This is a genomic window from Citrobacter sp. Igbk 14 (genome assembly GCF_028069825.1).
GTDB lineage: Bacteria > Pseudomonadota > Gammaproteobacteria > Enterobacterales > Enterobacteriaceae > Citrobacter.
In genome coordinates this window covers 1-11,132 of sequence record NZ_JANEWM010000093.1, presented here as the reverse complement: position 1 = coordinate 11,132, position 11,132 = coordinate 1, and the positions used below count along the sequence as shown (strand labels likewise).

11 protein-coding genes are annotated in these 11,132 nt (G+C 48.6%); 2 read left to right on the top strand and 9 right to left on the bottom strand.

Going from position 1 to position 11,132, the window contains the following annotated elements:
- Nucleotides 1-513 precede the first annotated feature (513 nt).
- Nucleotides 514-894: a MysB family protein gene (locus tag NNN64_RS21730; RefSeq protein WP_271442733.1), complete on the top strand. Its 381-nt coding sequence runs from the start codon at nucleotides 514-516 to the stop codon at nucleotides 892-894.
- On the opposite strand, the gene NNN64_RS21725 is transcribed toward NNN64_RS21730, so the two are convergent.
- The 3 genes from NNN64_RS21725 to mdoG form a co-directional block, all read right to left on the bottom strand.
- Nucleotides 895-1,134, bottom strand: a complete 240-nt coding sequence (locus NNN64_RS21725; protein WP_442870714.1) for a YceK/YidQ family lipoprotein — start codon at nucleotides 1,132-1,134, stop codon at nucleotides 895-897.
- A gap of 62 nt (nucleotides 1,135-1,196) precedes the next feature.
- Nucleotides 1,197-3,725, bottom strand: a complete 2,529-nt coding sequence (mdoH, locus tag NNN64_RS21720) for a glucans biosynthesis glucosyltransferase MdoH (RefSeq protein WP_137383209.1) — start codon at nucleotides 3,723-3,725, stop codon at nucleotides 1,197-1,199.
- Entirely contained in the window at nucleotides 3,718-5,253 is a 1,536-nt protein-coding gene (mdoG, locus tag NNN64_RS21715; RefSeq protein WP_271442734.1) for a glucans biosynthesis protein MdoG, read from the bottom strand. The genes mdoH and mdoG overlap by 8 nt, the downstream gene beginning before the upstream one ends.
- A 271-nt stretch (nucleotides 5,254-5,524) precedes the next feature.
- Between mdoG and mdoC the strand changes: the two genes are divergently transcribed.
- Nucleotides 5,525-6,685, top strand: a complete 1,161-nt coding sequence (gene mdoC / locus NNN64_RS21710) for a glucans biosynthesis protein MdoC (protein ID WP_271442732.1) — start codon at nucleotides 5,525-5,527, stop codon at nucleotides 6,683-6,685.
- A gap of 20 nt (nucleotides 6,686-6,705) precedes the next feature.
- Here the strand turns inward: mdoC and NNN64_RS21705 are convergent, their stop codons facing one another.
- The 6 genes from NNN64_RS21705 to csgB form a co-directional block, all read right to left on the bottom strand.
- Nucleotides 6,706-8,193, bottom strand: coding sequence for a phospholipase D family protein (locus NNN64_RS21705; protein ID WP_271442731.1), 1,488 nt, complete (start codon nucleotides 8,191-8,193; stop codon nucleotides 6,706-6,708).
- Complete coding sequence (gene ymdB / locus NNN64_RS21700) at nucleotides 8,129-8,671, bottom strand: O-acetyl-ADP-ribose deacetylase (RefSeq protein WP_271442730.1); 543 nt, start codon at nucleotides 8,669-8,671, stop codon at nucleotides 8,129-8,131. Before ymdB ends, NNN64_RS21705 begins: the two co-directional genes overlap by 65 nt.
- 100 nt (nucleotides 8,672-8,771) lie before the next feature.
- Nucleotides 8,772-9,092, bottom strand: a complete 321-nt coding sequence (locus tag NNN64_RS21695) for a type 1 fimbrial protein (protein ID WP_271442729.1) — start codon at nucleotides 9,090-9,092, stop codon at nucleotides 8,772-8,774.
- A 151-nt stretch (nucleotides 9,093-9,243) separates the two neighbouring features.
- Complete coding sequence (gene csgC / locus NNN64_RS21690) at nucleotides 9,244-9,576, bottom strand: curli assembly chaperone CsgC (protein WP_137383204.1); 333 nt, start codon at nucleotides 9,574-9,576, stop codon at nucleotides 9,244-9,246.
- 60 nt (nucleotides 9,577-9,636) lie between these two features.
- Complete coding sequence (gene csgA / locus NNN64_RS21685) at nucleotides 9,637-10,089, bottom strand: curli major subunit CsgA (protein ID WP_137383203.1); 453 nt, start codon at nucleotides 10,087-10,089, stop codon at nucleotides 9,637-9,639.
- 41 nt (nucleotides 10,090-10,130) lie between these two features.
- Nucleotides 10,131-10,586 carry a curli minor subunit CsgB gene (csgB, locus tag NNN64_RS21680; protein ID WP_048211206.1) on the bottom strand — a complete coding sequence of 152 codons (456 nt, stop codon included), beginning with the start codon at nucleotides 10,584-10,586 and terminating at the stop codon, nucleotides 10,131-10,133.
- Nucleotides 10,587-11,132 lie beyond the last annotated feature (546 nt).

Below are 11,132 nucleotides of genomic sequence, written 5' to 3'. Positions count from 1 at the left end.
TTTTTATGCAAACCAGGAGTTTACATACGAGTTACAAATTAAATGGTTGGCGATATTATCCACATTACTAAATGTTGATGATTTCAGATGTTATCTATATCTGCTTCTTGATATCATTCTCCTTTAATTTCATGCCGTTAATTAATGTTTATCTCATCTGCCCATTGTGTTTTTTCATTGTAAGCTGTCGCAAGTTTGCTATTCAATCACCCCCTTTAAACTATAATATCCTCACGTATTGTGCTCCAGTCATAACCGCTTGAGTTTAATACATTACACCCCATTCTTAGATACTTAAGGTTTATTGTTTATGAATCGTATTGGCGGCAGAGTTCAACCCGTATTTTTGTTGTTCCAGGAAGCACCACAACCGTGTGGTTAGGGTGAGAAACACCCGATGCTTCAAGTCGTTGCATACCTGAAACTTCGCGATAAACGAATGCTTTGACAGTTTTCACCACACCACCTATATCTTTTTATTAAGCCAATCACCCATGCGATCAGGATGCGAATATGAATGCCTTGTACCCCACCCTTGAAGAAGCCATTGATGCAGCCCGTGAAGAGTTTCTGGCCGATAATCCAAGCCTTGAATCTGACGAAGCCAGTGTCCAGCAGCTGAACGTACAAAAGTACGTGCTACAGGATGGCGATATCATGTGGCAAGCTGAGTTCTTTGCCGACGAAGATGATGGTGAAGGCGAATGTTTGCCCATGCTGAGCGGTGAAGCGGCACAAAGCGTTTTTGATGGTGACTATGATGAGATTGATATTCGCCAGGAGTGGCAGGAGGAAAATACGCTCCACGAATGGGATGAGGGTGAATTTCAACTGGAGCCTCCCCTTGACACAGAGGAAGGCCAGACCGCAGCCGATGAATGGGATGAACGGTAGTTACTCGTAAGGCCCATGGTGTACATCGAGCGGTAATAGCAACGTATCAAACACCAGCGAAAACGGCAGATCCAGGATGGTGACATAACGCCACGCAGAGTCCCGGACGTCCCATTGTACGCCTGGATAGTATTGATTTCCGTGTCCTTGACCGGGGATCGTCCGGCTAATAATGCTGCCGCATCCGCTCAGAAGAAAGACCATCATTCCCACAGCCAGTATTCGCACTGGATACCCCATGACTTTTATATTCAGTATAAAAAAATACCGGCGCCAGGCCGGTATTTTTACGTTTCACACGCTTATTTTTTCCTGAGCGCCAGTGGGTTCAGGGTTATCCCCTGATAATAATTAACCCATGAAGAATACTTATCTGGTGAATTCCAGACGCGATAATGTAAACGCGCCATGGTCACCGGATCGCTTAACAGAACCAGGCGGCGATCGCGATTCAGTTTCTCCGGCGTTTCATTCAGCGCCTGCTCGACATGCCGATCACGTGCAATTTCAAGCACGTTACTCGCACGATGGCGCGCAGTAGCCATTGCCGTTGCCAGCGCGTTAAACGACGGGTTAAACACGGCGTGCATGAAACCGTCATCCAGCGAACGATTACGGTTCAGCTCCAGATAGTTATCCGTGTCCACCAGCACCTTCGGCGGAGAATACTCTTCCGGGATCAGGAACAGTTTCCAGCGTTTGGTACGTAACCCAACCGTTGAGCGGCTGGAAATGACGGAAACAAACGGCGACAGGATTAGTGAAAAGACAATCGGAGCCAGCCAGAACAGGAAACGCAGATCCAGCCAGGCCATCCCTACTGCCCACACCAGACCCAGCAACAGCTGAGAGCCGTGACGCATAAACGCCTCGCCCCACGGAGTGGAGTCGTCATCGCGTTGCGGCGAGTTCCACACCACCTCCCATCCGAGGAAGGCACTCACTACGAAAACAGTGTGGAACAGCATACGCACCGGCGCCAGCAGCACGGAGAACAGAACCTCCAGCAGCAGCGACAGCGTGACGCGAATAAATCCACCGTATTCTTTCGTGCCTTTGCACCAGATAAGCAAAATACTTAGCAGCTTCGGCAGGAACAGCAGCACCATCGTTGAGGCAAACAACGCGATAGCCAGCTCAGGACGCCACTGCGGCCAGACCGGGAACAGCTGACGTGGTTGCAGGAAGTACTGCGGTTCCGTCAGCGCATGGACCACCTGTAAGGCAGTAGAAAGTGCAAGGAACATGAACCATAACGGTGCTGACAGATAGGACATCACACCGGTCAGGAACACAGCACGATGAACCGGGTGCATCCCTTTAACCAGGAACAGACGGAAGTTCATCAGGTTACCGTGGCACCAGCGACGGTCACGCTTGAGCTCATCCAGCAGGTTCGGTGGCAGCTCTTCATACGAGCCAGGCAGATCGTAGGCAATCCACACGCCCCAGCCCGCACGACGCATCAATGCCGCTTCCACGAAGTCATGGGAGAGGATCGATCCCGCAAACGAGCCTTCGCCCGGTAGCGGTGCAAGCGCACAGTGCTCAATAAACGGTTTCACACGAATAATCGCGTTATGACCCCAGTAGTGCGACTCACCCAACTGCCAGAAGTGAAGTCCGGCGGTAAACAGTGGGCCATAAACGCGGGTAGCAAACTGCTGGCAGCGCGCGTACAGGGTGTCCATACCAGACGCTTTCGGTGAAGACTGGATAATCCCGGCATTCGGATTCGCTTCCATCAGGCGTACCAAACCAGTCAGACAATCTCCACTCATCACGGAGTCAGCGTCCAGCACCACCATATAGCTGTACTGGTTTCCCCAGCGACGGCAGAAGTCATCGATGTTACCGCTTTTACGCTTCACACGGCGACGACGGCGGCGGTAGAAAATCTGTCCTTCGCCCTGCACTTCAGCAATCAGCTCCATCCACGCCTTTTGTTCCGCAACGCAGATATCGGGGTTGTAGCTGTCACTCAGAATGTAAACATCGAAATGCTCCGCATTCCCCGTGGCTTTAACCGACTCCCACGTAGCGCGCAGGCCCGCAAATACGCGGTCAACGTCCTCGTTACAGATAGGCATGATTAGCGCGGTACGATGCTCGGGATTCAGCGGTTCATCCCCTACCGTTGAGGCAGAAATACTGTACTTGTCACGCCCAATCAGCAACTGCAGGAAGCCCATCAGCGCGGTCCAGAAACCGGCTGATACCCAACAAAAAAGCACGGCAAACAAAATGAGGATACCGGTCTGTAGCACATAAGGCAGCAACTGCATAAAGGAAACCCACAGGTTCTGCCCCATCATATCCGCCGGATTAATGAACGCCCATCCCTGATAAGGAAGGATCGTCTTCATATACCAGGTCGCTACGACCGTTTGCGCCAACGTTAAGATCAACAGCGTATAACGGCGGATCGTGCCAACGGTACGCCATTTCTGCTCACTCTCTTGTTCTTCTTTCGTCAAACGAGAAAGATAACGCGGTGTGACATCGCGCCCGCGCAGGCGATCCCAAAAACGACCAACCGGGTTAGTACGCCAGGGATCGGGAAACATTGAGGTACGTGTTGCTTTCGGCATTGCCTGCAGCTGGTCACGCCCTTCATCATCCTTTATCAACTGATCTTTGGCCAGAGAGTCTGGCCAGGCTTGCTCAAGGCGAGCTTTTACAGAACCCTGCGGTGAATCATCTTCGCGCGAGTAAGTACGGTGCTCGGCATCCAGCGCCTGATGAACGGCGCGGATGTCAGTTTTCGGCAGTGCCGCTTTTTCGATATCCGAAAGCGGCATTGCGTCAATATACTCAGTTGTCTTATTCATTGGCAGGTAACTGGTAGCTCCAGGTTTCACTCAACGGCTGATCGGCATTGGCCAACGCAGCACGCATTTCAGTGGTTTTCTTCGCATCTTTCACTTTCACGCGCAGCATCAAACGCCAACCTTTCGTAACCGGGTTGTAACGCACAGTGCTTTCCACGATTTCACCGTTGTCGCCAATGCTGGTTTGCGCGGTAATTGGGGTGTCCTGCGGCAGCTTTTTCATCTCGGTGCCGGTGAAATCCACCACAAACGCGATAGTGCCGTCAGGCTGGCGAATGAGATTGGATTGTTTGACATCCCCTGTGGAACGGCGAGTCTGCTGCACCCAGGCATTTTCTGGCGCATGAAGCTTATCTTCATCACGCGTAAACGTCAGGGTGTACTTAAAGTTCATCTCTTTGCCTGCTTCCGGCAGTTGATCCGGCGTCCAGTAGGCAACGATGTTATCGTTTGTTTCGTCGTTAGTGGGGATCTCAACTAATTCAATTTTGCCTTTACCCCAGTCACCTTTTGGCGTGATCCAGGCACTTGGGCGCAGGTCATAACGATCGTCAATATCTTCGAAACGGGAGAACTGACGTCCACGTTGCAGCAGGCCGAATCCTTGCGGATTTTCCATAGCAAAGCTGCTCACCGCGAGGTGTTTCGGGTTATTCAGCGGACGCCAAATCCATTCGCCGTTACCAGCATGGATAGACAATCCGTTTGAGTCGTGCAGCTCAGGACGATAATTTGTCGTCGGAGAAGGCTGGTTCGGCCCGAACAGGAACATACTGGTTAACGGAGCTACGCCCAGTTTGCCCACTTTATCGCGCAGATAGACTTTGGACTGAACATCCACAACCGTGTCACGGCCAGGAATAATCACAAAGCGATACGCCCCGGTCGCGCGCGGGGAATCCAGCAAAGCATAAATGGTTAAACGTTTATCAGTTGGTTTTGGACGTTCGATCCAAAACTCACGGAAGCGGGGAAATTCTTCGCCAGAAGGCAGAGCGGTATCTATCGCGAGACCGCGCGCAGACAGACCATAGACCTGGCCTGCACCAAGTACGCGGAAATAGCTGGCACCGAGCATGCTGACGATTTCGTCGTTTTTATCTTTGCTGTTGATCGGATACAGCACTTTGAACCCGGCGAAACCGAGATCTTTTACCGTGTCTTTATCGTGCTGCACATCGCCAAAATTAAAATAATCCGGGCTATATTTGATTTTTTTCACCGCAGTCGCGGTGACTTCGTTAATCTTGACCGGCGTGTCGAAGTACATCCCCTGGTGGTAGAATTCGAGCTTAAATGGGGTCTTGAGATTGCTCCAGTATGCTTTGTCGCGATTAAACTGGATCTGCTGATAATCCGCATATTTCATGTCGCGGAAAACGGAGGGCAAGTTACTTTTTGGCGCCTCGTAGCCTTTATCGGCTAAGGATTGAGCTTGCTTTGCAACATCATCAATACTGAACGCCCAGCTCGATGATGTGTACAGCGTTAACATTACTGCTGCACCCAACCAACGCATTTTCATCATTTGTAGTTTATGTTTCATAATTAGTAAGCACTTCCCCCTTTGTGTGCTTATATTGATCCGATCCATTTTAATGGATAATCGGGTATTCCGACAACTGAATCCCTGTATTGTTCGCGTGCTGGCTCATGGTTTAAGCAGGTTCGCCTACCTGTTTTCACTTTGAGTGCTTATCCTGGAGACAGGTTGTTGGACTTCGTGTAGGGTTGCCTTCGAATGTAACCATAATTCGTCTTAGGGATAAGACGAAAAGTCTGAGAATACGTAACTGTCTATGAGCTCTGTATCTCCACCGCGTGAATATTTCCTGGATTCCATCCGTGCCTGGCTGATGTTGTTGGGAATTCCCTTCCATATCTCGCTGATCTACTCCACACATACCTGGCATGTGAACAGCGCGGAACCGTCATGGATATTGACCCTCTTTAACGACTTTATTCATGCATTTCGCATGCAGGTCTTCTTTGTTATTTCGGGTTATTTTTCATACATGCTGTTTTTGCGCTACCCCTTAAAGCGGTGGTGGAAAGTGCGTGTTGAACGCGTGGGGATCCCTATGCTGACCGCGATCCCGCTAATCACGCTGCCGCAATTTATCATGCTGCAATATGTGAAAGGCAAAGCCGACAGCTGGCATACTCTCAGCGGATACGATAAATACAACGCTCTGGCATGGGAGCTGATTTCTCATCTGTGGTTTTTACTCGTCCTTGTCGTTTTAACAACCGTGAGTATGTGGGTGTTTAGCCAAATGAAACATCGGTTGACGAGCCCCGATGGCGCCAGCAATTCCACGGTATCGATGACGAAACTGACGTTGATATTTTTGTTGCTTGGCGTCGGATATGCCGCCGTCAGAAGAACAATTTTTATCGTCTACCCTTCTATTCTCAGCGATGGCATGTTTAATTTCATCGTCATGCAAACGCTGTTCTATGTGCCGTTCTTTATGCTCGGCGCACTGGCGTTTATCAATCCGAAGCTGAAAGCACTGTTCACAACGCCCTCGCGCGGCTGCACGTTCGGCGCGGCATTCGCTTTTGTGGCTTATCTGCTCAATCAACGCTATGGAAACGGCGATGCCTGGATGTATGAAACCGAATACGTGATAACGATGGTGATGGGACTGTGGATGGTTAACGTCGTCTTCTCGCTCGGCCACCGTTTATTGAATTTCCAGTCAGCCCGCGTCACCTATTTTGTCAATGCATCACTGTTTATCTATCTGGTGCATCATCCGTTAACGCTGTTTTTCGGTGCCTATATCACACCGCACATCACATCAAATCTGCTGGGTTTTCTCTGTGGGCTTCTGTTTGTGGTCGGGATTGCGGTGATATTGTACGAAATCCACTTGCGGATACCGGTGCTGAAGTTCCTCTTTTCCGGGAAACCCATCGCTAAGCAGGATAAAAACAAAGCCATTGCCGGATAGCAGGGCTGTGATTGCATGGTTCAGAGCAGCCATTCAATCGGTAATACAGAGGCAAGCCTCACCAAAACCCGCTTCCAGAATCCTGTGGCGGGTTCTTTTTTCACTACCCGTTCACAGCCGCCAGGACAATCTACCCAGTTTATCCGGCCCCAGCGATCCAGGCGCAATTGCCAGGCCACATCACGCTGACTTTGCATAAAGCGTTTATGAATCAATGACGCCAGCACTTCACTCTCAATCACAAATCCCATTTCCGTGTTGAGCAACGTTGAGCGCGGATCAAAATTAAGCGAGCCGATGAAGACTTTGCGGCCATCAATACTGAAGGTTTTCGCATGCAGGCTGGAGCCTGAATTCCCGGTCAACCCGCGATCGTGCACCACTGCGCCGCGATCGCGGGTTGGTTTTAGTTCATACAGTTCCACACCATAGCGCAGTAATTTTTTCCGCCAGCGCGCATATCCTGCATGCACAATTGCCACATCATTCGCTGCCAACGAGTTAGTTAAAATAGCAATCTTTACCCCTTTTCTGACCAGGCGCAGGAGTTGTGCGACTCCGGCACGTGTCGGCACAAAGTAAGCAGAAATTATATCAATGCGCTCAGTGGGTGACCCCATGACGTCAAACAAACGCTGCGGTAATAGCGAGTGACGCGGAGCCTTCCCCTCTCCTTTTGCTGGATCGTCACTGAGCAGTCGCGTTTTGGCCCAAATCAGCGACAGAGATCCCTGATCGAGATGCGTCATAAACTGGCTGGTCTCCAGTTTGTGCAAATAGCGTCGGGTAATATCGTCGTTATACCAGGATTCAGGCAGTTCAATGCGTTGGGGCGTTTCTGACTCAGACAACGCCAGGACTTTTTGTAACGTTGAAACTGACTGACATTGCCAGTATCGCTCAAAATCGTCCGCGACCTCTTTCACCACCGGTCCGATGGCCATCACGTCAAGATCGGAAAACAACGGTTCTTCACCCGCACCAAAATAGGCATCTCCGATATTACGCCCACCAACCAGCGTCACTACACCGTCCGCGGTATAACTTTTATTGTGCATGCGGCGATTGAGCCGGGCAAAATCGGTTAAATACCCCACCGCGCGAAGGATGCGAAATGAGAAGGGATTAAACAGGCGGACTTCAATATTCGGATGGTTATCCAGCAGACGCAGCGTGTCATCAAGGCCCGGCGTGTTGTTATCATCCAACAGCAAACGAACCCGTACCCCACGTTTTGCTGCTGCCAGCAGAACAGAAAACAGCAGCAGCCCGGACATGTCGTTCTCCCAGATGTAATACTGCACATCCAGCGTTCGTTCCGCCATTTCTGTCAGCCGATAACGGGCTGCGAAAGCATCCAGACTGTCATCCAGTGCCAGAATGCCGCACTGGTCAGGATGGCTTACGCACAATGGGGTAATGGCACGCTCAAGTCGCGTCATATCAGGCCGTGTTATCATCGCCTTGTTGGGTGAGTAATCTCTTGTATAGTCTGGCATTTTCCTCATCAAAACACACGAAGTAGATTTGATCAGGTAGCGCACGGCGGATGATAAATTTCAGCACCGTATTCACCGCTATCTCCGCCGCCGCCGCACGTGGATATCCATAGGCTCCGGTGCTGATAGCAGGAAACGCAATAGATTGATAACCATTGGCCAGTGCCAGTTGTAATGAATTGAGATAGGCCTCTTCAAGGCGTTCAGCTTCATGATGATTGCCGCCCTGCCAGACCGGCCCAACAGTGTGGATCACCGCTTTGGCGGGAAGATTTCCCGCCAGGGTGATAACCGCATGACCGGTTGGGCATTCGCCCTGTTGCTGTAATACCTGCTTGCAGGCTTCCAACAGTGCAGGTCCAGCTGCGCGATGAATCGCTCCATCAACGCCGCCGCCGCCCAGCAGCGAGGAGTTGGCTGCATTGACAATCACATCAACGGCGATTGTCGTAATGTCGCCCTGTAAAACATGAACACGCGATTGCATAAGTTCCCCCTGACAAAACACTCTCTGTTAAGTGTACAGCAGGGTTTTCTATGAAATCTCACTTTTTAACCATACAGGTGCATATCTACTCCAGAACGATTCATTTATATTCAATATTAAGAATCGCCAGATTTTTCTGTTCATTAAGGTACTGCATTTTCACACTGGCAATCTGCTGGAGGCTTTGAGGGGCCATCGCTATCTGTTGTGTGTTATAGCGACTACTCCGTAACTTGCCGTCACGTATACATGACAATTCAATCTGTTGTTGTTGCGAGTTCACCTCGCAAGGTGATTCAACTATTGCGCCACGGAAATGGATAATTCCGCCAGGTGTGATTTGCTGCGCCGTTGCGGAGAACATAAAAAAAGAAGTAACACATAAACTGGTACTTAAAATACGTTTTAATAAGGTGCTCATAAGGGTTCCTCAATGATAAACCATCCTTGAGGGATCGAAGTGATCCTTCACCGCTGCGATTAATGACCAAATAAAAACGTTTTCACGTCTCTATATTCATAGAACAGCACCGCTGTCCCAGCCACACCCTTAAAGCAAATACAATAAAAAATCATGAACGACTGCTTGAATCAGGCCACTGCTGGGACAGATGCAATGACTGCCCATCCGAAACGGTAACAACAATGTTGACCGTATCCTCAGGTGAAATATTAAAGCTCAGTTTTGTTAATTCAATCGGCCGATTAGCAGGGATCGACAGGCTTGTTTTCTGTTGTGTTTGGCTTTGTCCCCCCGACCCTTTACGTATGGCAAGAACTTGAACCTGACACACGCACGGTTGAGATAACGTCACCTGCGGAATAATGGTATACATCTCCCCTTGCTGGGTTGTATTAAAGGTTATTTGATTTGAAAGCGCGGCAATAAGTAATAGCGTATGCATAATATGCTCCCGAAAAAAAACAGGGCTTTCGCCCTGTTTATTATCAGTCATAAAACTGAATTAGTGCTGGTTAGCTGTCGCATTGTTGCCATAACCAACCTGCTGAATCAGAACGTTCGAGTCAGATGCAGTCTGATTAACTACCGCACCGTTACGACCACCGAACTGAGTTACACTGATGTCAGCATTTTTTGCATTCCACTGATTGATATCAGCGCTGTTCTGGAAGCCAGTCTGTTTCAGGCTAATGGTACTGTCATCAGCACCTTGCCCGACGGTAGCACCGTTACCATGTCCGTGTTGTGTGATGGTCACGTCTGATTTACGTGCATCACTTTGCAGCGCATTCGCAACGTTACTTGACCCATATTGGTAAATACTCAATGAAGAGTCCGGGCCATAATTACTGCCACCGTTATGGTGACCATTGCTGTTCAATTGCGGAACAAGGCCTGCCAGAGCACTGCCAGAAACTACGATTGCTGCGAATGCTGCCACTTTTAAAAGTTTCATGGTAAAACCCCCATCGGATTGATTTAAACGTCGTTCACGGATTAGCGTTGAGTAACGCGAATTGCCATTTGCGACTGTCTCTGCACCACAACTGCTGTTTTTTGTGTACCGTACTGGGTAATATTTGCTTTATTACCAGAACCTTTCTGGATAATCATCGCTGTATTACCGTAAGAACTTTGTTTAATACTCGCATCATTGGAGCTGCCCGTTTGATCAATATATGCAAAATTATATGATCCTGTCTGATCTGTTCTCGCCCGGTTACCTGAACCTTCTTGCGAAATGACCGACAATAACTTGCTGCCCTCCTGGCGAGTATTTGCACTGTTAGCAGTGCCAACCTGACCAATAATGGCTGCCTGATTAAATGAAGACTTACTTAATTCATTTACCGCAAAGTTATATTCTGAATTAGCTAAATCATAACTGGTTGCGGATGCAATCCCAGGCACACCCAGTATTGTAAACATCATAAATAACAACTTGTTTTTCATGCTGTCACCCTGGACCTGGTCGTACATGAAGTTAAATTAATTACCACTCAAATTGTTGTTAACATGACTTACATTTGTTAACGCCACGTTACGATGAAGAGTATGTCCGTTGAAACATTTTAAATAACTCACCCGCGAGTGGTATTTTTATATCCAGATTCACACCAAAGTACTAATTAACAGTGAATAACACCGCTACAGGTATAGGTTTTATTTTTATTTCACCATTGGGGATGAATTTCTATGCAGTCGCTAACAACGTGCACTTTCCACGATTTCAGGGCTTCGCAGCACCGCGTCGCGATAGTCATCGATGCAAGTCGTGACAAAGGTCAGTTTTTTCCGCCTAAAATTGTCCAACGTAAAGTGGGACAAAGAATTTTGAATTCATTAGAAATCTAAAACTCGATGATTATAAATTAAAACATTATAAATCAATGAATTACTATAATTTGTATGATTTTTTAAATCTATGCAGCAACGGTAAAATGTACAACTTTCCTATCAAATCTAAACTCCAACAAAACCAAAAAATCACATTTAAAT

Bases quoted from the DNA above. Each gene is read 5' to 3' on its own strand.
- NNN64_RS21725 (WP_442870714.1), bottom strand. From the start codon at position 1,134: ATGGGGTATCCAGTGCGAATACTGGCTGTGGGAATGATGGTCTTTCTT.
- mdoG (WP_271442734.1), bottom strand. From the start codon at position 5,253: ATGATGAAAATGCGTTGGTTGGGTGCAGCAGTAATGTTAACGCTGTAC.
- mdoC (WP_271442732.1), top strand. From the start codon at position 5,525: ATGAGCTCTGTATCTCCACCGCGTGAATATTTCCTGGATTCCATCCGT.
- mdoH (WP_137383209.1), bottom strand. From the start codon at position 3,725: ATGAATAAGACAACTGAGTATATTGACGCAATGCCGCTTTCGGATATC.
- csgB (WP_048211206.1), bottom strand. From the start codon at position 10,586: ATGAAAAACAAGTTGTTATTTATGATGTTTACAATACTGGGTGTGCCT.
- ymdB (WP_271442730.1), bottom strand. From the start codon at position 8,671: ATGCAATCGCGTGTTCATGTTTTACAGGGCGACATTACGACAATCGCC.
- csgA (WP_137383203.1), bottom strand. From the start codon at position 10,089: ATGAAACTTTTAAAAGTGGCAGCATTCGCAGCAATCGTAGTTTCTGGC.
- NNN64_RS21695 (WP_271442729.1), bottom strand. From the start codon at position 9,092: ATGAGCACCTTATTAAAACGTATTTTAAGTACCAGTTTATGTGTTACT.
- csgC (WP_137383204.1), bottom strand. From the start codon at position 9,576: ATGCATACGCTATTACTTATTGCCGCGCTTTCAAATCAAATAACCTTT.
- NNN64_RS21705 (WP_271442731.1), bottom strand. From the start codon at position 8,193: ATGAGGAAAATGCCAGACTATACAAGAGATTACTCACCCAACAAGGCG.
- NNN64_RS21730 (WP_271442733.1), top strand. From the start codon at position 514: ATGAATGCCTTGTACCCCACCCTTGAAGAAGCCATTGATGCAGCCCGT.